The organism is Cellulomonas cellasea (genome assembly GCF_006538745.1).
In the GTDB taxonomy this organism is placed as follows: Bacteria; Actinomycetota; Actinomycetes; order Actinomycetales; family Cellulomonadaceae; genus Cellulomonas_A; species Cellulomonas_A cellasea.
Window position 1 is genome coordinate 1 of record NZ_BJLR01000013.1, and the last position, 21042, is coordinate 21042.

General features: G+C 75.4%; 24 protein-coding genes and 1 pseudogene. 13 read left to right on the forward strand and 12 right to left on the reverse strand.

The features are described 5' to 3' along the window. Positions 1 to 403 (reverse strand): annotated as a pseudogene (locus CCE01nite_RS22350) (hypothetical protein); the annotation flags it as partial. A gap of 259 nt (positions 404 to 662) precedes the next feature. Next, positions 663 to 1718 carry a helix-turn-helix transcriptional regulator gene (locus CCE01nite_RS05745; protein ID WP_345968997.1) on the reverse strand — a complete coding sequence of 352 codons (1056 nt, stop codon included), beginning with the start codon at positions 1716 to 1718 and terminating at the stop codon, positions 663 to 665. A 42-nt stretch (positions 1719 to 1760) separates the two neighbouring features. Between CCE01nite_RS05745 and CCE01nite_RS05750 the strand changes: the two genes are divergently transcribed. After that, positions 1761 to 2501 (forward strand): alpha/beta fold hydrolase, encoded by a 741-nt coding sequence (locus CCE01nite_RS05750; RefSeq protein WP_034634319.1) that lies wholly within the window; start codon positions 1761 to 1763, stop codon positions 2499 to 2501. Positions 2502 to 2562: 61 nt separating this feature from the next. On the opposite strand, the gene CCE01nite_RS05755 is transcribed toward CCE01nite_RS05750, so the two are convergent. Then, on the reverse strand, positions 2563 to 3288 hold the full coding sequence (locus CCE01nite_RS05755) for an SDR family NAD(P)-dependent oxidoreductase (RefSeq protein WP_034634321.1): 726 nt from the start codon (positions 3286 to 3288) through the stop codon (positions 2563 to 2565). 103 nt (positions 3289 to 3391) lie between these two features. On the opposite strand from CCE01nite_RS05755, the gene CCE01nite_RS05760 reads away from it, so the two are divergent. Further along, positions 3392 to 4240 carry a LysR family transcriptional regulator gene (locus CCE01nite_RS05760; protein ID WP_034634324.1) on the forward strand — a complete coding sequence of 283 codons (849 nt, stop codon included), beginning with the start codon at positions 3392 to 3394 and terminating at the stop codon, positions 4238 to 4240. Positions 4241 to 4249: 9 nt separating this feature from the next. Here CCE01nite_RS05760 and CCE01nite_RS05765 read toward each other — a convergent pair whose 3' ends face one another. After that, complete coding sequence (locus CCE01nite_RS05765) at positions 4250 to 4729, reverse strand: GNAT family N-acetyltransferase (protein WP_034634325.1); 480 nt, start codon at positions 4727 to 4729, stop codon at positions 4250 to 4252. 69 nt (positions 4730 to 4798) lie between these two features. On the opposite strand from CCE01nite_RS05765, the gene CCE01nite_RS05770 reads away from it, so the two are divergent. Then, positions 4799 to 5698, forward strand: a complete 900-nt coding sequence (locus CCE01nite_RS05770) for a LysR substrate-binding domain-containing protein (RefSeq protein WP_034634326.1) — start codon at positions 4799 to 4801, stop codon at positions 5696 to 5698. Positions 5699 to 5894: 196 nt separating this feature from the next. Here CCE01nite_RS05770 and CCE01nite_RS05775 read toward each other — a convergent pair whose 3' ends face one another. Together CCE01nite_RS05775 and CCE01nite_RS05780 are read right to left on the reverse strand one after the other, a co-directional pair. Next, positions 5895 to 7055: a sensor histidine kinase gene (locus tag CCE01nite_RS05775; protein WP_034634328.1), complete on the reverse strand. Its 1161-nt coding sequence runs from the start codon at positions 7053 to 7055 to the stop codon at positions 5895 to 5897. After that, entirely contained in the window at positions 7052 to 7723 is a 672-nt protein-coding gene (locus CCE01nite_RS05780) for a response regulator transcription factor (RefSeq protein WP_034634330.1), read from the reverse strand. Before CCE01nite_RS05780 ends, CCE01nite_RS05775 begins: the two co-directional genes overlap by 4 nt. Positions 7724 to 7892: 169 nt before the next feature. Here CCE01nite_RS05780 and CCE01nite_RS05785 point away from each other — a divergent pair, with 169 nt between their 5' ends. The 5 genes from CCE01nite_RS05785 (at position 7893) to CCE01nite_RS05805 (ending at position 13654) form a co-directional block, all read left to right on the forward strand. After that, on the forward strand, positions 7893 to 8402 hold the full coding sequence (locus CCE01nite_RS05785; protein ID WP_052104415.1) for a hypothetical protein: 510 nt from the start codon (positions 7893 to 7895) through the stop codon (positions 8400 to 8402). After that, positions 8399 to 9463 carry an efflux RND transporter periplasmic adaptor subunit gene (locus tag CCE01nite_RS05790; RefSeq protein ID WP_052104416.1) on the forward strand — a complete coding sequence of 355 codons (1065 nt, stop codon included), beginning with the start codon at positions 8399 to 8401 and terminating at the stop codon, positions 9461 to 9463. The genes CCE01nite_RS05785 and CCE01nite_RS05790 overlap by 4 nt, the downstream gene beginning before the upstream one ends. Further along, on the forward strand, positions 9460 to 10179 hold the full coding sequence (locus CCE01nite_RS05795; RefSeq protein WP_034634331.1) for an ABC transporter ATP-binding protein: 720 nt from the start codon (positions 9460 to 9462) through the stop codon (positions 10177 to 10179). The genes CCE01nite_RS05790 and CCE01nite_RS05795 overlap by 4 nt, the downstream gene beginning before the upstream one ends. Then, positions 10176 to 11366 carry an ABC transporter permease gene (locus CCE01nite_RS05800; protein ID WP_034634333.1) on the forward strand — a complete coding sequence of 397 codons (1191 nt, stop codon included), beginning with the start codon at positions 10176 to 10178 and terminating at the stop codon, positions 11364 to 11366. Before CCE01nite_RS05795 ends, CCE01nite_RS05800 begins: the two co-directional genes overlap by 4 nt. Before the next feature lie 845 nt (positions 11367 to 12211). Next, positions 12212 to 13654, forward strand: coding sequence for a hypothetical protein (locus CCE01nite_RS05805; RefSeq protein WP_141372072.1), 1443 nt, complete (start codon positions 12212 to 12214; stop codon positions 13652 to 13654). Positions 13655 to 13724: 70 nt separating this feature from the next. Here the strand turns inward: CCE01nite_RS05805 and CCE01nite_RS05810 are convergent, their stop codons facing one another. Further along, the gene (locus CCE01nite_RS05810; RefSeq protein ID WP_141372073.1) at positions 13725 to 13922 is read right to left on the reverse strand and encodes a hypothetical protein; all 198 of its coding nucleotides are present in this window, start codon (positions 13920 to 13922) and stop codon (positions 13725 to 13727) included. 324 nt (positions 13923 to 14246) lie between these two features. Here CCE01nite_RS05810 and CCE01nite_RS05815 point away from each other — a divergent pair, with 324 nt between their 5' ends. After that, positions 14247 to 15137: an alpha/beta fold hydrolase gene (locus CCE01nite_RS05815; protein WP_246056344.1), complete on the forward strand. Its 891-nt coding sequence runs from the start codon at positions 14247 to 14249 to the stop codon at positions 15135 to 15137. Between the two features lie 56 nt (positions 15138 to 15193). Here the strand turns inward: CCE01nite_RS05815 and CCE01nite_RS05820 are convergent, their stop codons facing one another. Beyond that, positions 15194 to 16441 (reverse strand): cytochrome P450, encoded by a 1248-nt coding sequence (locus tag CCE01nite_RS05820; protein WP_246056345.1) that lies wholly within the window; start codon positions 16439 to 16441, stop codon positions 15194 to 15196. Between the two features lie 132 nt (positions 16442 to 16573). Further along, the gene (locus CCE01nite_RS05825; RefSeq protein ID WP_052104492.1) at positions 16574 to 17476 is read right to left on the reverse strand and encodes a hypothetical protein; all 903 of its coding nucleotides are present in this window, start codon (positions 17474 to 17476) and stop codon (positions 16574 to 16576) included. A 164-nt stretch (positions 17477 to 17640) separates the two neighbouring features. Here CCE01nite_RS05825 and CCE01nite_RS21225 point away from each other — a divergent pair, with 164 nt between their 5' ends. From CCE01nite_RS21225 to CCE01nite_RS05840, 4 genes are all read left to right on the forward strand, one after another. Further along, positions 17641 to 17784, forward strand: coding sequence for a hypothetical protein (locus CCE01nite_RS21225; RefSeq protein ID WP_157464227.1), 144 nt, complete (start codon positions 17641 to 17643; stop codon positions 17782 to 17784). Between the two features lie 67 nt (positions 17785 to 17851). Beyond that, a complete protein-coding gene (locus tag CCE01nite_RS05830) occupies positions 17852 to 18202 on the forward strand; it encodes an ArsR/SmtB family transcription factor (RefSeq protein ID WP_034635113.1) in 351 nt (116 codons plus the stop codon). Then, on the forward strand, positions 18199 to 18687 hold the full coding sequence (locus CCE01nite_RS05835) for an SRPBCC family protein (protein WP_034635115.1): 489 nt from the start codon (positions 18199 to 18201) through the stop codon (positions 18685 to 18687). Before CCE01nite_RS05830 ends, CCE01nite_RS05835 begins: the two co-directional genes overlap by 4 nt. 108 nt (positions 18688 to 18795) lie before the next feature. After that, a complete protein-coding gene (locus CCE01nite_RS05840) occupies positions 18796 to 19785 on the forward strand; it encodes an apurinic/apyrimidinic endonuclease family protein (RefSeq protein WP_052104493.1) in 990 nt (329 codons plus the stop codon). Positions 19786 to 19846: 61 nt separating this feature from the next. Here the strand turns inward: CCE01nite_RS05840 and CCE01nite_RS05845 are convergent, their stop codons facing one another. The 3 genes from CCE01nite_RS05845 to CCE01nite_RS05855 form a co-directional block, all read right to left on the reverse strand. After that, a complete protein-coding gene (locus CCE01nite_RS05845) occupies positions 19847 to 20251 on the reverse strand; it encodes a type II toxin-antitoxin system VapC family toxin (RefSeq protein ID WP_034635117.1) in 405 nt (134 codons plus the stop codon). Next, complete coding sequence (locus CCE01nite_RS05850; protein ID WP_034635119.1) at positions 20248 to 20580, reverse strand: MazG nucleotide pyrophosphohydrolase domain-containing protein; 333 nt, start codon at positions 20578 to 20580, stop codon at positions 20248 to 20250. The genes CCE01nite_RS05845 and CCE01nite_RS05850 overlap by 4 nt, the downstream gene beginning before the upstream one ends. 76 nt (positions 20581 to 20656) lie before the next feature. Continuing rightward, the gene (locus CCE01nite_RS05855; protein WP_034635126.1) at positions 20657 to 20968 is read right to left on the reverse strand and encodes a hypothetical protein; all 312 of its coding nucleotides are present in this window, start codon (positions 20966 to 20968) and stop codon (positions 20657 to 20659) included. Positions 20969 to 21042: the final 74 nt, after the last annotated feature.

Genomic DNA, 21042 nt, shown 5'->3' on the forward strand with positions numbered 1-21042 from the left:
CGGCGAAGTCCGTGCCCTCCTCCGTCGCCGGCGCCGGCTCGGTGCTCGGGTCCGTGCCCTCCTCCGTCGCCGGCGCCGGCTCGGTGGTGGGGTCCGTGCCCTCCTCCGTCGCGGGCGCCGGCTCGGTGCTCGGGTCCGTGCCCTCGTCCGTCTCCAGTGACAGGTCGCCGCTGGTGTCCGGCCCCGGAACCGTCTCCGGCAACGAGCCGGTGCTGGCGCCCGGGTCGGTCTCGGCAGCTCCGGACGGTGAGCTGCACTGCGCCGGCTGCACCGCCTGCACCGGTGCGCCGAGGCCGGTCGTCAATCCGAAGAGAGATACGGCCAGAGTTGCGGCCAATACGAGCCGTCGTTTCATCGTTCCCCGATTGTCGTCGTTGATGCGCGGATGTGATGTCAGCGACAACCTAGGGCAGCGCGATGATGTGTCCTCTGCCCCGGAGGCGGCCATGGGCTCGGCCACTCGAAATCGCCCTGACCTGCGCAGACGTCGTGTCACCGCCAGCCGACGACCGGTACCGGCAGTTCCGCCCGGCAGTTCCGTCCGGCAGTTCCGTCCGGCAGGTTCGGATTCTGCCTCGTCCGTCACCTCGTGGGACCGGGCTCCGGCTACTCCCTGCGCGCGGTCGCCGCTGACATCTGCGCCGAGAGAGGGGAGACACCTCCTAGGGCGTGTCTCTCCCCTGCGGGTCACGGGCGGCTGCGAGAGCGGAGGCGCCGCGCGCCGCACTGGCTCGGAGGCGGTCGGACAGGGCGAGGACCTCGTCGCGCAGAGCGCTCGGGGTGATCACCTCGAAGTCCCAGCCGAGCCCGGCCAGCATGCGGGCCATGCCGTCGAGGTGCTCGGCGCGCGTCTCCAGGAGCACACCGTCGGCGTGCTCACTCAGCCGTCCCACGCTCGGGGGCAGTCGAGCGCCCGCGTCCGCGAGGGTGGTCCGCAGCACGACGGACACCTCGTGCGACCACCTGACCGCGGCGATGCCCGAGACGACCTGCGTCGTGGCGTCGAAGTCAGCCGGCACGTCGTAGGAGCCGTCGCCCTGCGTGACCGAGGCGATGCGGTCCAGTCGGAAGGTCCGCAGGTCGTCGCGGCCATGGTCACGTCCGGTGACGTACCACCGACCGGAGTGGAAGACCAAGCCGTAGACATCGAGCGCACGCTGCGACTCCCGCCCGTCCCAGGCGGTGTACTCGACCAGAACGGTGCGCCGCGCTCGTGCAGCCGAGGCGAGACCGAGCAGCGTGTCGGCGCCGGCGGGAGCGGTGGCCCGCACCGGGCTCGTGAACTGTGCGGTGGACAGCAGGCTGTCGAGCCGCTGGCCCAGGGCCCGCGGCAGCACACGCGACACCTTGGCGAGCGCGCTCGCCGCCGCTGCGTGATCGGTGGTGGCGAGCCCTGCGCGTTCTGCGGCCCTGAGGCCGAGCACGACGGCGACGGCCTCGTCATCGGTGAGCATCAGGGGCGGCAGCTTGTAGCCCGGTGAGAGCCGGTAGCCGCCGTACCTGCCCCGCTGCGCCTGGACGGGGATGCCGAGGTCGGCGAGGTGCTCGGCGTAGCGCCGGACCGTGCGCTCGTCGACCCCGAGCCGGGCAGCGAGATCGCCGACGGTGCGCTGCCCGCCCGTCTGGAGCAGCTCCAGCATGGCCAGCACGCGAGCGGTCGGGCGGGTCACGGCCGCCCTCGGCGCTCCTGGAGAAGAGCCGTGGCGCAGGCTCGGCATACCGGGCGGTTCCTGTCCACATTCCAACCTAGCGTGGCCGTCATGAACACCACCACCTACGTCCTCGTCCCCGGCTTCTGGCTCGGCGCCCGGGTCTGGAAGCCGGTCGCCGACTCGCTGCGTGCGCGCGGCCACGTCGTCCACGCCGTCGACCTTCCCGGCATGGGAGAGCGCGCCCACCTCGCCTCGCCCGAGACCGACCTGACGGCCCACATCGACGACGTCGTGCACCTGCTCGAGCAGCAGGACCTGCACGACGTCGTGCTCGTCGGCCACAGCTACGGCGCCCTGGTGACGACCGGTGCGGCGGACCGCGTGCCCGAGCGCGTGGCGCGTCTGGTCTACGTCGACACGGGGCCCCTGCCGGACGGCATGGCACAGGCCGACTTCGAGGGACCCGACGCGCGCGCGGCCAACGACGATCTGGTCAGGACGCACGGCGAGGGCTGGAAGCTCCCGCCGCCGCCCTGGGCCCTGCTCGCCGCCGAGGTGCCCGAGGTCGACGACGCTGCCGTCGCCGCGCTGGTCGAGGGCTCGCAGCCGCAGCCGTGGCTCACCGCGACCCAACCGGTCGCGCTCACCGGCGCCTGGGAACGGCTGCCACGGACGGGCGTGCTGTGCAGCTTCAGCCTCGAGCAGCTGCAGCACATGGCGCCGCACGCACCGGTGTTCGCGCACATGGTCGACGGCGACTGGACCTACGTCGAGCTCCCGACGTGGCACTGGCCGATGGTGAGCCGACCGGCGGAGCTCGCCGAGGTGCTGGACTCGGTCAGCCGGTAGGACGTGTCCCCCAGGTCTGGGTCCGGGCGGACCCGATCGGCCATGGCGGCCGGCGCCCGCCTCACCAGGGGATCGGCCCCGCGTCGCTGAAGTACCCGCCGGTCGGCCCGTCGTCGGGCAGGGTCGCGAGCTGCAGCGCGACCTGCGCCCCCTGCTCGGGCGTGCGCGTGCCGCGGAAGCCGTTGAGGTCGGTCGCGACGAAACCCGGGCACGCCGCGTTGATCAGGATGCTCGTCCCCGCAAGCTCCTTGGCGTACTGCACGACGACGGCGTTGAGGAACGTCTTCGACGCCGAGTACGCCGCGGAGATCGGGCCGGTGTCCGCGCCGGGAGTGCTCTGCAGCGTGAGGGAGCCGACGCTGCTCGACATGACGACGACGCGCGGCGACGCCGAGCGGTGCAGGAGCGGCAGGAACGCGTTCGTCACGCGGACGACGCCGATGACGTTGGTCTCGACGACCGCGCGGATCGTCGCGGGCTCGACCTGCGTCGGCTCCTGCGGCCCGCCGCCGGTGATGCCGGCGTTGTTGACGAGCACGTCGAGCCGTCCCTCGTGCTCCTCGACCAGCGCGGCGGCGGCCGCCACGCTCGCGTCGTCGGTCACGTCGAGCGGGACGCCGAACGCGTCGACCCCCGCGGCCCTCAGCTTCTCGACGGCGTCCGTGCGCCGGCGGTCGTCGCGCGCGCCGACCCCGACGCGCCAGCCGAGGGCCCCGAGGCCCGCGGCGATCTCGTACCCGATGCCCTTGTTCGCGCCGGTGACCAGCGCTGTCGTCTTCTCGCTCATGGCAGTCAGCCTGGGCGTCGGGCCTCAGCACGGTCCAATACCGCTTGGGTACGACCGATACCCCGGAGGTATCGATGCCGCCGCGCCCGGTTACGCTGGCCGCATGGAGACCCGCGAGCTCCGGTACTACGTCGCCGTCGCCGAGGAGCTGCACTTCGGGCGTGCGGCCGAGCGCCTCGGCATGGCCCAGCCGCCGCTGTCGCGCGCGATCCGCCAGCTCGAGCGCCGCCTCGGCGTCACCCTGCTGGAGCGCACGAGCCGCGCGGTCGCGATGACCGAGGCCGGCGAGGCGCTGCTGCACGAGGGCCGCGCGGTGCTCGACGCGGTCGAGGCCGCCGAGCGCCGCACCCGCCGCGCCGCCCACGCGACGACCGGGACGCCCGGCGTGGTGCTCGCGACCAAGGCGGGCGCGTCGACCGAGCTGCTCGCGAAGCTGCTCGACGCCTACGCCGCGGAGCCCGACGCCGTGCCCGTCGAGGTCCTGCTGAGCGGCATCGGCGAGCAGTCCCGCGTGCTGCGCGACGGCCGGGCCGACGTCGCGCTGCTGCACCTGCCGTTCGACGACGTCGCCGGGCTCGACGTCGAGGAGCTGCGCACCGAGGGCCAGGTCGTGCTGCTGCCCGCCGGGCACCCGCTGACCACCCGCCCGCACGTGCTCACGGCCGAGGTCAGCGACCTGCCCGGGCTGCCGCTGCCGCGCTGGCCCGCCGCGGACGGCACCTACGCCGACGGCCCGGGCCCGCCCGCGCACGACCACGCGCAGCTCCTCCAGCTCATCGCGCTCGGCCGTGCGTGCGCGATCGTGCCCGAGTCCGCGGTGACGCTCGTGCGGGGCGACGTCGCGGCGGTCCCGGTGCTCGACGCGCCCGCCGTCACGACGGTGATCGCGTGGCCGCCGCACAGCCGCTCGCGCGGCGTCGCGGGCCTCGTGCGGACGGCGACGAGCCTGTGACGCGGGGGCTCACGCCGCCCGGTCGAGCCGCAGCACCATGAACACGTCCGCGCGCTCGTAGGGCATGTCGATCTCGTTGCGCGGGACGTGCGTGAAGCCGACGGACTCGTAGAGGTGCACGGCGGGCGCGAGCCGCGTCGAGCTGCCGAGGAACAGCGACGTGGCGCCGAGCGATCGGGCGCGCTCGACGGCCGCGGTGATGACCCGCCGGCCGACGCCGCGGCCGCGCAGCGCCGGGTCGACGGCCATCTTCGACAGCTCGTAGACCCCGTCGGCCGCCGGGCGCAGGGCCACGCAGCCGACGACGCGGCCGTCGAGCTCGGCGACGAGCACCTCGCCGCCGGGCTCGACGATGACGCCGAACGGGTCGTCGAGCTGGCGCCGGTCCTCGTCCTCGAGCGTGAAGTGGCGGGTGATCCACTCCTCGTTGAGCGTGCGGAAGGCCGTGGCGTCGTCCGCGGTGGCGAGCGGACGGATCGTGAGGTCCATGGGTCCATCACAGCGGGCACCCGGCGACACGTCCAGGATCTTGTTCGTCTCGACTGAGATGCTGGGCGTATGGACATCGAGCTCCGCCACCTGCGCTACTTCGTCGCCGTCGCTGAGGAGCTCCACTTCGGCCGGGCCGCGCAGCGCCTGCACATGGCGCAGCCGCCGCTCTCGCAGGCGATCCGTCAGCTGGAGGCCGCCGTGGGCTGCCCGCTGCTGACCCGCACGTCCCGCTCGGTCCGCACGACCCCTGCCGGCGACGCGTTCCTCGACCGCGCCCGGCGCACGCTGCGCAACGTCGACCGCGACGTGGGCGAGGCGCGGAGCATCGGGCGCGGCGAGGCCGGCGTGCTCCACCTCGGCTACGTCGGCTCGGTGATGATGACCGTGCTGCCCCAGGTCCTGCGGCGCCACCTCGACGAGCTCCCGGGCGTCGAGCTGCGGCTGCACGAGTCGTTCACCGCCCGGGTCGTCGACGGCCTGCTCGACGGCAGCATCGACGCGGGCGTCGTCCGCGACCCCGACCCCGTGCCGGGCCTCGTGACCACGCCGCTGCTGACCGAGGCCTACGTCGCCGTCGTCCCCGCCACGCACCCCGCGGCGACCGCCGCCGAGGCGTCGGTGCTCGCGCTGCGCGACGACCCGTTCGTCGGACCGCCCCGCAGCGCCGGCGCGCGGGCGTTCGAGAAGCCGCTGAGCCTGTGCGAGGAGCGCGGCTTCCGGCCCGCCGTCGCGCACGAGGCGAGCCACTGGCTGACCATCCTGCGGCTCGTCGGCGCGGGCCTCGGCGTCACGATCGCGCCCGAGTGCGTGCGCACGATCGCCGGCCCGGACGTCCGCTGCCTGGCGCTGCCCGAGGCGCGGGTCCGAAGCGACGTCGCGCTCGTGCACCGCGAGGGCGAGGCGCGCCCGATGGTCGCGGCGTTCGAGCGGGTCGCCGCCCGGTGCGCCGGTGAGCCGTGCCCGTGAGGCGCGACCGGAGCGGCCCCCGTGCTCGAGTCCCTCACCGCGCTGGGGTCGCGGCCGTCGCGTGCCGCACCTCGCGTACGGCTCGGTTCCGAAGGGCGTGCCTCCCCTTCCAGCAGGACGGCTGTGGCTGTAGACCGCCGGCAGCGACCTGACCTGCGGAGATGCTCGTCCGAGTCGAGACGTGCTGCCCCCTCGACTAGGTCAGCACCTGCGCGGTCGCGGCATGCCTGCCGTGCCGCTCCGCCCGGACGGTGACCCGGAGCCCGCCGCCGTCCCGCCCGGTGACCTCGACACGGGCCCGGTGCGCGGCGGCGATGGAGGCGACGATCGCGAGGCCGAGGCCGCGGCTGTCGTCCGCCCTCGTCTGCGTCCGCCCTCGCGTCCGCACGAACGGTTCGGTGAGCGTGGGCACGAGGTCCGCCGGGATGGTGCTCCCGGTGTTCTCGACGTCGAGGTAGGCGCCACCCTCGGCCGTCCCCGTCGCCAGCCAGATCTCGCCGCCCGGATGGTTGTGCTTGACGGCGTTCTGCACGAGGTTGGCGATCAACCGCGCCCAGAGGACCCGGCTCCCGGTCGTCGGCGCCCGGGAGAGGTCCGAGGTGACGGTGACCCCCCGGTGCTCGATCTCCTGCCGGGCGGCGTCGAGCTCACGCCGGACGAGCGGAGCGAGGTCGAGCGCGTCGGTCCCGACGGTGCTGTCCTCCGTCTCGGCGAGGTCGAGGAGCGCCTCGACCGTGTCGATGCTCTCCTGGTTCGTCAGCCGCAGGCGGCGCGCGAGCTCGAGGAAGTCGGTGTCGGCCGGGTCGTCGAGCGCGACGGAGAGCATCGCCTTGTTCGTCGCGAGGGGCGTGCGGAGCTCGTGCGACGCGTTCGCGGCGAAGCGGCGGTGCGCGTCGAGCGACCGGTGCAGGCGGTCGAGCATCGCGTTGAGGGCACGAGCGAGGTTGGCGAACTCGTCGTCCGGTCCGGTCAGCTGCACCCGGCGCGAGAGGTCGCCCTGCCCGATCAGCACGGCGGTGGCGTTGATCGTGTCGAGCGGACGGAGCAGCCGGCCGGCGACGAGCCACCCGATCCACATCGCCGTCACGATCACGAGCACCGCGAGCGCGACGAAGACGACGAGGCTGATCAGCGGGTCGGCAGGCTCCGCCTCGACGACCGGGGGCTCGACCGGGGCGGTGACCGCTCCCGTCGCCTCGCGGGGCCGGGTGCCGACCTGCACGAGCCCTGCGAGGCGGATGTAGGCGAGGAACAGGCCGACGAGCGCGCCCCCCGTGCTGGCCAGGAGTGCGGCGTAGACGAGCGCGAAGCGGACCCGCACCGTCCCGAGCCGCCGCCAGGCGGGCCGCCCGCTCACGACCGGGCGCCCGTCTCGATGCGGTACCCGGTCCCCGCGACGGTGGTGATGACCGACGGTTCCCCGAGCTTGCGGCGGAGCACGCTGATGACCACGCGCGGGGCGTTCGTGAACGGGTCGGCGTTCGCGTCCCAGGCCTTCTCCAGCAGCGACTCCGCGCTGACCACACCGCCGCGCGCGCGCATCAGGACCTCGAGGACGGCGAACTCCTTGCGCGACAGCCGGACGAGACGCCCGTCCCGGTACACCTCCCGGCGGAAGGCGTCGAGGGCGAGCCCGTCGATGTCCAGGACCGGGGGCAGGGCGGGGCCGTTCCTGCGGTGCAGCGCGCGCAGGCGCACGACGAGCTCCGCCATCTCGAACGGCTTCGCGAGGTAGTCGTCCGCCCCCAGCTCGAACCCCGACACCTTCTCGTGGAGCCGCGTCGCCGCGGTGAGCATGAGCACGCGCGGGCTCCCCTCGCGGCCGGCGAGGACGCGGCAGACGTCGTCGCCGTGCGTCCCCGGGATGTCCCGGTCGAGGACGACGACGTCGTAGTCGACGACCTCGAGCGCCGCCAGCGCGTCGTCACCGTCGTGGGCGACGTCCGCCGTGATCGCCTCCCTGCGGAGCGCCGTCTGCACCGCCTCGGCGAGGAACACCTGGTCCTCGACGACGAGCACCCGCATCCGTCCTCCTTCCCCCGGCACCCGCACCGACCGTGCAGCACCCCGAGTGAAGCAGACCGGGGATTACGAGAACGTCAGCGTTTTCGCTCACGTCCTCATGACACGCGGTGCCTGCGAATGGTCGGCGAGCGGCCCGACGAGCGGGGCGCCGGAGGAGAGGACCCGTCACATGATCATCGGACACCGGACCCCTGACCGGCTGAGCGCGCTGCTCGCCGTCCCGCTGCTGGCTCTCGCGCTCGGGGCGTGCGCGTCCACCGACCCGACCCCGGAGCGCAGCAGCGAGACGGGCGCCGGCTCCTCGACGTCCGACCCCATGCAGTGGGCGTTCGACTTCGCCGAGTGCATGCGGGGCCACGGCATCGACATGGAGGACCCCAGCGCGAACGGCGGCACGGTGGCGAGCGCCCCGCAGGACGAGACGCCCGAACGGCAGGCGGCCGAGGCGGCCTGCGTCGAGGAGCTCGGCCCGTCCCCCGTCCGCGCGCAGTCGCCGGGCGGTGACGCCGGGGACGAGCAGCACGAGCAGCTCCTCGCCCTGGCCGCGTGCCTGCGCGAGCACGGGTTCGACGTCGCCGACCCGGAGCCGGGCACCGGCCTCGGCATGCCCGCGGACGTGACCGAGGAAGCCATCGACGCGTGCGGCACGCACGCCCCGGACTCGGTTCCCGCCGAGTGAGCGCGCGACGCAGGACACGGATCGCGCTGGCCCTGGTCGCCGTCGCGGCGCTCGGCGGTACGGCGACCGGGCTCGCCGTGGCCTCGGGGACCGACGGGCGGGACGACGCGGCGCCCGAGACGGTCACGACCGGCTCCCACACGGTCACGCGGCAGGACCTCGTGGACGCCGTCACCGTGCCGGGCGTCCTCGACTTCGGCGAGCCGCAGCCCACGAGCAGCGGGATCGGCGGCGTGCTCACGGGCCTGCCGGCGATCGGGACGGTCGTCGATCGCGGGGGCTCGCTGTTCCGGGTCGACGACACCCCGGTGGTGCTCCTGCTCGGGACCCTCCCGGCCTGGCGCGCCTTCGACGTCTCGATGAGCGAGGGGCCGGACGTCACGCAGCTCGAGGACAACCTGCGCGCGCTGGGGTTCTTCGGCGGCGAGCCCGACTCCCGGTTCGACCGGCGGACACGCGAGGCGGTCCGTGACTGGCAGGAGTCGCTCGGTCTGCCCCGCACCGGGCAGGTCGAGCTCGGGCGCGTCGTCTTTGTGCCGTCGCCGCGCCGCGTCGGCGCCGTGACCGCGGCCCTCGGTGACCAGGTGGGGCCGGGAGCGGACGTGCTCACGCTCACCAGCCCGGGCCGCGTCGTCACGGTGGAGCTCCCGGTCGCCGACCAGCGCGTGGCGCAGCAGGGGGCTCGGGTCACCGTGCGCCTGCCCGGCGGTACGGACGTCCCCGGCGCGATCGCCTCCGTGGGTTCCCCCACCGAGGTCACCAGCGGCAGCGACACCACGCACGTGATCCTGGTCGGGCTGACGCTCGACGACCCCGGTGCGGCAGGCGACCTGCAACGCATCTCCGTGACCGTGGTGTTCCAGCGAGGCGTGCACGAGGGGGTGCTCGCGGTTCCCGTGACCGCGCTCCTCGCCCTGCCCGGCGGCGGGTTCGGCGTCGAGAAGAGGACGGCGGCCGGCATCGTCCCGGTGCCCGTCGAGACCGGGTCGTTCGTCCAGGGCTTCGTGGAGATCACCGCGGGTGACCTCCACGAGGGTGACGACGTGGTGGTCCCCGCATGACCGCGACGTCCGGAACGCCGCTCCCGCCCCTCGTCGAGCTGCGTGGGGTGACCCGGGACCACGGGCACCCGCCGGTCCGCGCCCTCGACGACGTGACCCTGAGCATCGGCGCCGGCGCGGCGGTCGCCGTCGTCGGCCCGTCGGGGTCGGGCAAGTCCACGCTGCTGAACCTCCTCGGGACGCTGGACCGTCCCAGCCACGGCCAGGTGGTCGTCGACGGCGCCGACGTCGCCTCGCTCGACGACGACGACCTCTCCGCGCTCCGTGCGCACCGGATCGGCTTCGTCTTCCAGCAGTTCCACCTCACGGAGGGGATCGGCGCGGTCGACGCCGTCGCGGACGGCCTGCTGTACACGGGGACCCCGCTCCGTGCCCGGCGGCAGCGGGCCCTCGACGCGCTCGAGCTCGTCGGGCTCGCGGGCCGGGCCCGGCACCGGCCGAACCAGCTGTCCGGCGGCGAACGGCAGCGCGTCGCGATCGCCCGCGCCGTCGTCGGCAGCCCCGCGCTGCTGCTCGCCGACGAGCCGACGGGGAACCTCGACAGCGCCAACGGGGCGGCCATCCTGGAGCTGCTGCTCGACCTTCACCGCGCGGGGACCGCGCTCGTGGTCATCACCCACGACCCGGCGCTCGCCGCACGCCTGCCCCGCCAGGTCACGCTCCAGGACGGGCGACTGCTCGCCGACGTGTCGACCACCGAAGGAGCCCCCGCATGAAGGACCGGCGTCCGTCCCGTCTGCTCACCCGCGACGTGCTCCGCCTGGGCGTCGCCGGACTGCGGTCACGGCCCGCCCGGGCGGTGCTGTCTGCGCTGGGGATCGCCATCGGCATCGGCGCGATGGTCGCCGTCGTCGGCATCTCGACGTCGAGCGAGGCGAGGTTCGCCCAGCAGCTCGCGACGCTCGGCACGAACCTGCTCACCATCACCCCCGGTCAGACCCTCGCGGGGCGGGACGCGGTCCTGCCGCCCGAGACGGTGCCCCAGGTCCGCCGGCTCCCCGGGGTGCTCGACGCGAGCTCGGTCGCTCGGCTCGACGACCTCACCGTGTACCGGAGCGAGCACGTGGACCCCCGCAACACGAACGGGATCAGCGTGCTCGCCGCCGACCAGGCCCTCCTGGACGTCACGGGAGGACAGCTCGCCGCGGGCCGGTGGCACGGTCCCGCGACCGACGCCTTCCCGACGGTGGTCCTCGGCCACGACGCCGCCCGCCGGCTCGGCGTCACTCGGGTCGGGAGCCAGGTCGTCCTCGCCGGGCAGCCGTTCACGGTCGTCGGCGTCCTCGCCCCTGTCGCGCTCGCACCGGAGCTCGACCCGTCGGCGCTCGTCTCGGAGCACGTCGCGACCGAACGGTTCGGGTACTCCGGCAGCCCGTCGACCGTGTTCGAGCGCTCGACCGACGAGTCCGTCGCGGACGTGCGGGCGCTGCTCCCCGCGACCGTGAGCCCTGCCGCGCCCGAGGAGGTCACGGTCAGCAGGCCCTCCGACGCGCTCGCCGCGCGGTACGCGGCCGACAGCACGTTCTCGGGGCTCCTCCTCGGCCTGGGCTCGGTGGCCCTGCTGGTGGGGGGCGTGGGGGTCGCCAACACGATGATCGTGTCCGTCCTCGAGCGACGGCGCGAGATCGGGCTGCGACGCGCCCTGGGAGCGACGCGTGCGCACGTGCGGGCGCAGTTCCTCGCCGAGGCGGTCCTGCTGACCCTCGTGGGGGGCGTCGGCGGTGCGCTGCTGGGCCTCGGGGTCACCGTGGTCTTCACGCTCGCCCACGGGTGGGTGCTCGCGCTGCCGCCGTCGGTCCTGGGGGCGGCGGTCGCCGCCACGGTGCTCGTCGGGGCGGGGGCGGGCCTGTACCCCGCCGTCCGAGCGGCGAGGATCCCGCCGACCGCCGCGCTGAGCTCCTGAGCGCGCACGCGGGTGCGGGACGCCTCGGCCGCGTGCACGTCGTCGAAGGTCCGGCTTCCACCCCGCCACCGGACGTCCTCTCGTCGCGCGACCCTGTCACCACCGACAACGCCAGGTCCTCGAACCGTTGGGCGCCGTGGAGCTCGCGCGGGTCGCGGCCGGGTCGGCCCGGCGCACGCCCCGCACGAGGGCCACGTGCCGGCGAGGTCACTCCCCGCAGTCCCACCCGGACAGGACGGTGGTCACGGGCGACCCGGGGTCGGTCCCCTCGGTCACGAACGCGTACGAGACCGGGAACTCCCCCACCGAGGAGAAGTAGGGCGCCGACGGGGCCGGCGGGGTGCGGCTGCCCGGGCCGCGGAGGTCCGGGTGCGCCGCGTGGACCGCGGAGAGCGGGTCACCGACGCGGAGACCGTCCGCCGTCCGGACGTCGACGGCCTCGGCGACGACACCGCGACCGGGCTCGGGCCCGTCCTGGTCGGGACCGGCGACGCCGCCAGCGCCCAGTGCGTCGCGGGCACGCCGACGAGCAGGACGACCACCGCCCCGGCCGCGGCGACGGCGGCACGTCGCACCAGGCGACGGACGGGTGTGCGGGTCATGTGCGGACCTCCGTGCTCGGTCCGGGTGCGGGACGCGACGGCTCGCGCCCGCTCTGCTCGCTGCCGACTCCGAGCCCAGCCGGGAGCCGGCTCGGCCCCGCACCGTGCGCTGTCCGCGCGCAGCACTCTCACCCTCAAGAACGCACCCCGCCCCCGGATCGTTGGGGCGGCCGGACGGCGCGCGCGCCGGGCTCGCGGTGTCGAAACCGGGACGAACCGCCCCGCGCGCACTACCGTGCGCGCATGGCCTACCCGTGCCCGCGCTGCGGTCACCACGTCCTGCTCGCGCCGCCCGGGACCGGTGAGGACTGCCCGGTGTGCGCGACGCGCGACGTCCCGACCCCGGACCCGCAGGCCGACGGGGCGCCCCCCTGGGCTCCGCTGCCCGGGCCGACGCTCCAGACCGCCGAGCCGCACCTCAACGGCGACGCGCGCATCGGCCGCCCCGCGACGCCCGAGGCGGACCCCGCACCCGAGCAGTTCCCGACCCCGCACGTGCCGGGGTGGGGACCGCGCCGACAGGACCGGCTGATCACCCCGCGCGGCGCCGGCACGCCGCGCACCCGCAGCCGTCCGGGCGTCCCCCGGCTGTCGATCCGGCCGGGCGCGTCGCGCGGGGCCGGGAACGCGCGGGCGGACGGGGCCGGCCCGGGCGGGCCCGGCACGCCGGCCGGGCCGTCGTCGACGTCACGCGTGCGGGCGGTCGTCGGGCCCGGCGCCGCGGCGCTCCGCCAGCAGGGCGCGCGCGTCCGCGTCGCCGTCGCCGCGACGGACGACCTGCTGACCGACGACCACCTGTGGCTCGCGCGGCGCTGGGCGCCCCGCGTCGCCGCGGTCGCCCTCGTCCTCACGCTCCTGTCGACCGGGCCGCTGCACGGCGTGCTCACCGTCGTGACCGTGCTCGCCGTCCTCGTGCTCGTCACCGCGTGGGTGTGGACGTGGTGGCGGCTCGGGCCGCGGCGGTGGTGGGTCCTCGGCGGCGAGGAGCGCCGCGCGGAGCTCGCCCGGATCCACGACGACGCCGTCGCCGCGAGCGAGGCGCCCGGGATCGAGCTCGTGCGCGTCCGGCGCGTGCAGCAGACCGCGACGCACGGCTCGCGGTGCCTCGTCGAGACGGCCGACGGCGCCTCGCGCGACGCGTGGTTCTGGCACGACCGGCCCCGGCGCGGTGCGGTGCTGCTCGTGCGCGCCCAGCCGGCCAACCCGGCGCACACGTCCGACCTGCACCTGCTGCACGTCGGCTCGGAGGCGACCGGCAGCGGGATCGTGCAGCGCCTCCCGCGCGCGAGCTGGCGGGCCGGCGGTCGAGTGCGCCGCACGAGCGGGCGGGCGCACCGCCGCGACGGCGCGGAGGCGTGGGACCCCGAGGCCGACGCGCCGTGGGACGGGCAGCGCGGGTCGGTGTGGGACGACGACCGCGACGGCGAGGCGGGCTACGACGGCCCGCCCGCGCACGACCGGCGCGACGAGCGGTGGCCCGCGGACGAGGGCCGGGCCCGCGACGCCCACCGGCCCGCCGAGGAGGGACGGCGCACCGGGGAGCGGCTCCCCGCCGAGGAGGGTCGACGGGTCCGCGAGCGGTGGCCCGCCGACGAGGGGCACGTCTCCCGGCGGCGCGAGCGCGGACCGCGCGCGGACGTCGACCGCGACCTGTTCCCGGACGACCGGGGCCTGCCCCCGACCTGACCGCGCGCCGGCACCGTGCGCCGAGACGGTGCGCTCGGCCCGCGGGCGCGTGCGCCGGGTCAGGCCGCCGTCACCACGACTGCAGCAGGTTCCAGATCCAGTTCCCGATGAACTCCAGGAACTGGCGCACCGCAGGCCCGGCGGGCGTCGCCCCCAGCACGAGCCCGAACAGGATGCACACCACCGCGATCTCGCCGCGGACCTGCCGCGACCTCAGCAGCAGCAGGACGATGATGCCCAGCAGCACGGCGACCGTCACGACGCTCATCGCGTCACCACCGGTCGTGCGTCGAACCTCGAGCTCCCCGCGATCCGCATGATCCGCCGTCTTCCGTCGATCCCCCGTGGTGTCCCGAGCGGACATACCGTACTGAACCGGTCGGGCGGGGCGGAGAGGCGCGCGGGGGTGCCGGGGCGGAGAGGCGCGCGGTGGCCCCGCGGCGGAGGCACCCGCGGAGCGCCGGACCCGGACGACCTCGACGGCGCACGCCCGGGGCGCGAGGTGGCCGGGCCAGCGGCGCACCGTCGCTCAGTTACGCGCCGCACGCCGGTCCACCCTCCGACCCGCACCGTCGACGCCCCGGAGGACCCCGTGACCACGACCCCGACCGACACCCCGACCCCCAACCCCGCCGACGCCCCGGCGGGCACCGTGACGACCGGGACCCTCGACGCCCCCGGCGTGCGGCTGCACTACGAGGTCCGCGGCGCCGGGCCGGTCGTCGCGCTCGTCGGTGCGCCGATGGGCGCGGACGCGTTCGTGCCCATCGCCGAGCTCCTCGCGGTCGACCACACCGTCGTCACGACCGACCCGCGCGGCATCGGCCGCAGCCCGCTCGACGACCCCGAGCAGGACTCGACGCCCGAGCTGCGCGCCGACGACCTCTCCCGGATCCTCGCCCACCTCGGCGCCGGGCCCGCGGCGGTCCTCGGTTCGAGCGGCGGGGCCGTGACGGTGCTCGCGCTCGCGCAGGCGCACCCGGAGCAGGTGCGCACCGTCGTCGCGCACGAGCCGCCGCTCGAGCAGCTCCTCGACGACCGCGAGCGCCGCCGCGAGGCACTCGACCACATGGTCGCGACCTACCTCGCCGAGGGGCCCGGGGCGGCGTGGGCGCTGTTCCTCGCCGAGGCGAACATCGACGAGGCCGGGGAGCACGGCCCGTCGGGCGCGCAGCCCGAGCCCGAGGACGGGTTCCCCGAGCGCGACCCGCAGGAGGTCGCCGACGAGCGGCGGTTCTTCCTGCACGAGCTGCGCGGGACGGCGCTGTGGGAGCCGGACGTCGAGGCGCTGCGCACCGGCGGGCCGCGCGTCGTCGTGGGCCTCGGCGAGGGCTCGACCGGGCAGGTGTGCGACCTGACGTCGACGGCGCTCGCGCAGCGGCTGGGGACCGAGCCCGTGCTCTTCCCGGGCGACCACCTCGGGTTCGTCGAGGAGCCGGAGGCGTTCGCGCGGCGGCTGCGCGAGGTGCTCGACGCGGGCTGAGGAGCGGCGGCCCCCGGTGCGCGGTGCGCGCGCCCGCCGGGGAGCCGTCCGAGGGCTCAGCCCCGGACGCGCACCAGGAAGCGGTCGAGGTCGTAGCCCTGCGTGACCTCGTTCCACCGGACGTTCGGCGGCCCGTCGGCGACGACGTCGCGGCGCAGCAGCGCGGTCACGAAGACCTCGGTCTCCATGATCGCGAGCGGCGCTCCCGGGCAGCGGTGGTGGCCGTCGCCGAAGCTCATCAGGGTCGCGGGCACGCCCCGCGGCAGGTCGCGGCCGGGGCACAGCCCGAGCGGGTCGTCGCCGACGACGGCGTGCTCGGCGTTGACCGCGCGGATGTCGACGTCGATCAGCGTGCCCTCGGGGAGGTCGACCGGCCCGTCCGGACCCGCAAGCGTCAGCGGCGCCGTGGTCCGGCGGTACAGGTGCCCGACGACGGGCTCGAGCCGGAGGGTCTCGTCGAGGATTGCGAGGCGCTCGTCCCGCCCGGCCGCGCGGTAGCGGGCGAGCAGCGCCGGGTCGTCGAGCAGGTGCCAGACGGCGACGGTGATGAACTCGCGCGTCGTGGCCATGCCCGCGGCGCCGTACGTCACGCACTCGGTGAGGATGTCGAGGTCGCTGAAGCCCTGCTCGACGAGCTGGGAGATCACGTCGTCCGGTCCGGGTGCCCCGGCGGCGGCGCGGCGGCGGTGCGCGCGGATCGCGGGCCGGACGTCGAACCAGTGGAACCGCGCGAGCGCCGAGTTGCGGCGCAGCGACCGCACGAGCGAGCCCAGGTCCGTGACCTTCTCGGTCGAGTCGCCCGCGAAGAACGCGTCGAGGCGTCGGCTCATGCCGCGCACCGACGAGCTCGTGAGCCCGATGACCCGCCCGGCGACGTGCACCGCCATGAGCAGGGACAGCCGGCTCAGGTCGACGGGGCGGCGCGTCCCGATGGTCGTGACCAGCCGCTCGCTGACCTCGTCCATCATGTCGCGGTAGTCCTCGGTGACCTTGGGCGCGAAGAGCCGGGCGGCCGCGCGGCGCTGCGTGTGGTGGTCCTGGCCCTCGAGGTAGAGGATCGGCGGCCGCATCCTCGGGCCGGCCCGGTGGATCCGGTCGCCGCCGAACCCCGCCTGCCGGACGCCCTCCGAGGCACGCAGCACCTCGCGCGCGACGTCGAACGTCCGCACGACCCAGCGCGGCTCGGCGCCCGCGGCGCTCAGCTCGAGGGCGGGCAGCGCGGCGTCGTCCGGACGGGTGAGCTTGCGGACCGGGCAGCCGGGCGCGGACGTGGTCTCCGTTGACCCGTTCGGGTGAGTCGTCACACGTTGCACGATGCCCGACGAGGGGCGCGAGCGCGACCGATGCGGCGCGGCGCGGCGGCCGTGCGGCGCGGCGCGGCGGCCGTGCGGCGCGGCGCGGTGGCCGTCGACAGCCGCCGGGACCAGCCGGCGGGCTCAGCCGCCGTGCGGCGCCGGCGTGAGGTGACCGGCGCGGTCCGCGGCGGGGGCGCCCGGGGCGAGCGCCTGGGCGCGGCGGCTCTGCACCCGCGCGGTCCGCGTCGGGTAGCCCCACAGCTCGACGGTCTGGACCGCCCAGAAGGCCGCGAACTCCAGCACGAGCAGCGCCTCGACGACGATCACGCCCCGCTCGGCGCCGGCCTCGCCCTGCCGCAGCGCGAGCTCGACGACGAGCGTCAGCACCATCGACGCCGCCACGACCCAGTACGCCGTCGAGAACCGCGACGACGGCTCCTCGCGCCGCGACGAGAACGCGTTGGCGACCACCACGACGACGATGCCCGCGAACATCAGCAGCGCCGCCCCGTAGTGCCCGTGCTGCTCGAGCTGCTCGGGTGCGAGCACGTACGCCGCGGCGACGGCCACGAGGACCGCCCACTTGACCCACCGCCAGAACCGCCCGGGCCCGTCGAGGTCGCGCCGCGGGCGCGCGCGGCGCCCGATCAGGTAGGTCAGCAGCTCGGTGAGCGCCGCGGCGACGAGCACGGCGCCGACGTTGTTGCGCACGCTCGCGCTGACGTCCCACACCGGCAGCCCAGGGCCCCCGCACAGCGGCTCGGGCCGCACCGGGACCATCGCGACGACGAACGCGAGGTACCCGGAGATCCCGAGCACGACGTCCTCGGTGTCGGAGCTCCCGCGGTACACGACGAGGCAGGCGCCGAGCGCGCAGAGCGCCCCGACGACGGCCCCGTGCGCGGCCGTCCAGTAGTAGGCGCTGATCGACGTCTGCCAGCAGCCGGCCGCGACCGCCTGGCCCACCACGGCCGCCGCGAGCATCACGAGGAGCACGATCGTGGCGAGCCGCAGGTAGCGGTAGGTCTCCCGCTCCGTCGCCATGGCGCCAGTATGCGTTTCGGCCCGCGGGCCCGCTCTGCGAACCGGGGGCCTCGACCGGGAGCCCGACCGCCGGGCCCGCCGGCAGCCCGACCGGCGCAGCCCCGGGCGCGTGCCTAGCCTGGGAGGGGACCGCGTCCCGCGGCCCCGTCGACGAGGAGGTCACGATGAGCGAGAGCACCGACCGCACGCCCGAGGCGGACGACACGGTCGACGAGATCCTGGCCGAGGAGGAGACGACCGAGGAGGACGCGCGGTCGTTCCCGCAGGTCGGCAGCGACGACGACCCCGGCAGCCTGATGAACATGTGACCTGCGCGTCCGCAGGCTGCTCCCCGACCCTTGTGCTCGCCCCCGTCGGCGGCTAACGTACAACTTTATGGTTGTAGGTCGGCCGGACGACGACGACGTGGACCGCCTCTTCGGGGCCCTCGCCGACGCGACGCGCCGCGACATCGTGCAGCGGGTGATGGGCTCCGAGGCCTCGGTCTCGACGCTCGCCCGCAGCTACGCGATGAGCTTCGCGGCGGTGCAGAAGCACGTCGCCGTCCTCGAACGGGCGGGCCTCGTCAGCAAGGAGCGTCGCGGACGCGAGCAGATCGTGCGCGGCGACATCGGCACCATCCGGGCAGCCGTGCGGCTGCTCGACGTCTACGAGGAGCTCTGGCGCGGCCGCATCGGGCGCATCGACGACCTCCTCGCCCTCCCACCCGAAGGAGACGTCCGATGACGGTCGTCAGCACCACGAAGGACGACGAGGCGCTGAGCCTCAGCATCGTCGCCGACCTCGCCGCCCCGCCCGCGCGCGTGTGGCAGCTCTGGTCCGACCCGCGCCAGCTCGAGCGCTGGTGGGGACCGCCGACGTGGCCGGCGACGTTCGTCGACCACGACCTCACCACCGGCGGGCGTGCGACGTACTACATGACCGGCCCCGAGGGCGAGAAGGCGCACGGCTGGTGGCGGTTCGACTCGGTCGACGAGCCGTGGTCGCTCGCGTTCGAGGACGGCTTCGCCGACGACGACGGCACCCCGAACGACTCGATGCCGACGACGCGCGCGCAGGTCGTGCTCGAGGAGATCCCCGAGGGCACGCGCATGACGGTGACGTCGAGCTTCCAGTCGGCCGAGCAGATGCAGCAGCTCGTCGAGATGGGCATGGTCGAGGGCCTCACCGGCGCGATGGGCCAGATCGACACGATCCTCGCCGAGGGCTGACCGGCCGCACCGCGCGGTCGTCCGACGGACGTCGGCACGGCGGGCCGGGCTCCTCGGGGTCCGGCCCGCCGGCGCGCGCACCCCGGGCGCCGCACCGACGATGGACCGGTGACCTTCCCCTACCGCCTCGGCTTCCCCGTGAAGGTGCTCGGCGCGGGCGGCCTCGCCTCCGCCGACGCCCGGCGCTGGCAGAGCGGACCGCACCTGTCCCGCTCGCTCGAGCTGCTCGACGCGGTGCTCGACCACCTGCGGGCGATCGACGTCACGGTGTTCCGGCTGTCGAGCCAGACGATCCCCTACGGCACCCACCCGGACCTCCCGCAGCTGCACTACCGGCGCCAGCTCGACGAGTGCCGTGAGCGGCTCGACGCGCTCGGCGCCCGGGCCCGCGCGCAGGGGCTGCGCCTGTCCACGCACCCCGGTCAGTACACGGTGATCAACTCCGCGGACCCCGGGCTCACGGCACGGTCGGTCGCGGACCTCGAGCAGGACACCGCGCTGCTCGACGCGCTCGGGCAGGGCCCCGAGGCCGCCGTCGTCGTCCACGTGGGCGGCCTCTACGGGGACCGGCCCTCCGCTCTCGACCGCTGGGCGCGCGCCTTCGAGACCCTGTCGCCGAGCGCCCAGGCCCGGCTCGCGCTCGAGAACGACGACGGGCCGTTCGGCGTCGCCGACGTGCTCGAGCTGCACCGCCGCACGGGAGTCCGCATCGCGTACGACCACCACCATCACCGCGCGACGGCCGGCTCGGTCGACCTGCCGCCCGCCGACGCGCTGGCCGCGACCTACCGGACGTGGGCGCCCGACGTGCGGCCCAAGGTGCACCTGTCGAGCCCGCGCGTCGACCTCGAGCTCGTCGACCGCAAGGTGCCCGGGACGCGGCGGACCGAGCACGTCCCGGTGGCCCCGAAGCTCACGCCGCACGCCGACTTCATCTCGCCCTTCGACCTCGTCGACCTGCTCCGCAGCGCGCCCGGCCCCCTCGACATCATGCTCGAGGCGAAGGCCAAGGACCTCGCCGTGCAGCACGCGCGGGCCGCCCTCGCGCGGCTGTTCCCGGACCTCGCGGCCGCGGAGGAGCGGTCGGCGAGCGCCTGACGCACGACCGCGCGGCCAGCCGTCTCCGGGCGCACGGCACGCGACCTGACGGCCCGAGCTGTCAGTCCCGCGCGCTTAGCTCGTCGAGCGACGCGACGCGGACGACGCCCTCGACCCGGCGGGCGAACCCCGCGTCCGTCGTCAGGAGCGCGTCACCCTGCAGCCGGGTCAGCGCCACGTACTCGGCGTCGTACGTCGACGCCCAGCCGAGCTCCGTCGCGACGTCCCACGCCGCGCGCCGCAGCACGGCGTCCCCGAGCAGCCGGATCCGGAGCCGCCCGACGAGCCGCAGCCGCTCGCGTGCGACGTCGGCCGCGAGGTCGCCGCGGTGCACCGCCTCGTGCAGGACGGACAGCGTCTGGGAGCGCAGCAGGGTCGGCGCGAGCAGCTCGTGCCCGTCCCCGACCGCGACGCCGTCCGCCGCGATCCGCAGCACGGCACCGGCGTCCACCACGAACCGCGTCATGACCCCTCCGCCTGCCGCGCCGCGAGGTGCGCGTCGAGCCCGTCCATCGTCGACGTGAACGCCGCCTCGAGGTCGACCCCGTACGCGTCGGCGAGGGAGAGGACCGACCACAGGCAGTCGGCGAGCTCGTGCGCGAGGGCCTCGTCGAGGTCCGCCCGCGGGCGCACGCCGGCCTTGCCCTGCACGAGCTTCGCGAGGTCGCCGACATCCCCGAGGAAGCCGAGCATGAGCTCCTCGGTGGTCCAGCTCCGCCCGTAGGCCGCCCGCTCGACGTCCGCGTAGCGCGCCCGGACGGCGCGTGCCCGCGCCTGCAGCTCCGTGAGGTCCATGCGGTTCCTTCCAGCGCCGGGTGGTGACCGTCGCACCGACCCTGGCACGGACGGCGAGCGCCGGGCGAGGCCGCCGTCAGCCCTGCTGCTCGACCAGCTCCGCGAGCTCGGTGATCTGCGCGACGACCGTGTCGCGCGCCGACGTCACGGGCAGCGCCGCCCGCGCGACCCACGGGAGCTGGCGGATCAGCGCGGCGAGCTCGGCGCGCTGCCACGGGGGGACGTCGTCGAGCGCGAGGCTCCCGAGGTTGTGGTCCGCGATCGTCCGCAGGTGCCCGGCGAGCCCGGGGTCCTGCGCGCGGTCGGCCAGCGCCTCGACGACCCACGCGAACACCGACGAGGACACCGACCAGTCACGCCCGTCGGGGAGGAAGATCACGCCGCCCATCAGTCACCCACGCTTCCGCAGCAGCCCCCGTGGAGTCTCGGTTCCCGAGGCGACGACCGTAGCCCGACCGGGCC

Excerpts from the sequence above, each read along its gene's own strand:
- CCE01nite_RS05745 (WP_345968997.1), bottom strand. The coding sequence starts at position 1,718 with ATGCCGAGCCTGCGCCACGGCTCTTCTCCAGGAGCGCCGAGGGCGGCC.
- CCE01nite_RS05750 (WP_034634319.1), top strand. The coding sequence starts at position 1,761 with ATGAACACCACCACCTACGTCCTCGTCCCCGGCTTCTGGCTCGGCGCC.
- CCE01nite_RS05755 (WP_034634321.1), bottom strand. The coding sequence starts at position 3,288 with ATGAGCGAGAAGACGACAGCGCTGGTCACCGGCGCGAACAAGGGCATC.
- CCE01nite_RS05760 (WP_034634324.1), top strand. The coding sequence starts at position 3,392 with ATGGAGACCCGCGAGCTCCGGTACTACGTCGCCGTCGCCGAGGAGCTG.
- CCE01nite_RS05765 (WP_034634325.1), bottom strand. The coding sequence starts at position 4,729 with ATGGACCTCACGATCCGTCCGCTCGCCACCGCGGACGACGCCACGGCC.
- CCE01nite_RS05770 (WP_034634326.1), top strand. The coding sequence starts at position 4,799 with ATGGACATCGAGCTCCGCCACCTGCGCTACTTCGTCGCCGTCGCTGAG.
- CCE01nite_RS05780 (WP_034634330.1), bottom strand. The coding sequence starts at position 7,723 with ATGCGGGTGCTCGTCGTCGAGGACCAGGTGTTCCTCGCCGAGGCGGTG.
- CCE01nite_RS05785 (WP_052104415.1), top strand. The coding sequence starts at position 7,893 with ATGATCATCGGACACCGGACCCCTGACCGGCTGAGCGCGCTGCTCGCC.
- CCE01nite_RS05795 (WP_034634331.1), top strand. The coding sequence starts at position 9,460 with ATGACCGCGACGTCCGGAACGCCGCTCCCGCCCCTCGTCGAGCTGCGT.
- CCE01nite_RS05800 (WP_034634333.1), top strand. The coding sequence starts at position 10,176 with ATGAAGGACCGGCGTCCGTCCCGTCTGCTCACCCGCGACGTGCTCCGC.
- CCE01nite_RS05805 (WP_141372072.1), top strand. The coding sequence starts at position 12,212 with ATGGCCTACCCGTGCCCGCGCTGCGGTCACCACGTCCTGCTCGCGCCG.
- CCE01nite_RS05810 (WP_141372073.1), bottom strand. The coding sequence starts at position 13,922 with ATGAGCGTCGTGACGGTCGCCGTGCTGCTGGGCATCATCGTCCTGCTG.
- CCE01nite_RS05825 (WP_052104492.1), bottom strand. The coding sequence starts at position 17,476 with ATGGCGACGGAGCGGGAGACCTACCGCTACCTGCGGCTCGCCACGATC.
- CCE01nite_RS21225 (WP_157464227.1), top strand. The coding sequence starts at position 17,641 with ATGAGCGAGAGCACCGACCGCACGCCCGAGGCGGACGACACGGTCGAC.
- CCE01nite_RS05830 (WP_034635113.1), top strand. The coding sequence starts at position 17,852 with ATGGTTGTAGGTCGGCCGGACGACGACGACGTGGACCGCCTCTTCGGG.
- CCE01nite_RS05835 (WP_034635115.1), top strand. The coding sequence starts at position 18,199 with ATGACGGTCGTCAGCACCACGAAGGACGACGAGGCGCTGAGCCTCAGC.
- CCE01nite_RS05845 (WP_034635117.1), bottom strand. The coding sequence starts at position 20,251 with ATGACGCGGTTCGTGGTGGACGCCGGTGCCGTGCTGCGGATCGCGGCG.
- CCE01nite_RS05850 (WP_034635119.1), bottom strand. The coding sequence starts at position 20,580 with ATGGACCTCACGGAGCTGCAGGCGCGGGCACGCGCCGTCCGGGCGCGC.
- CCE01nite_RS05855 (WP_034635126.1), bottom strand. The coding sequence starts at position 20,968 with ATGGGCGGCGTGATCTTCCTCCCCGACGGGCGTGACTGGTCGGTGTCC.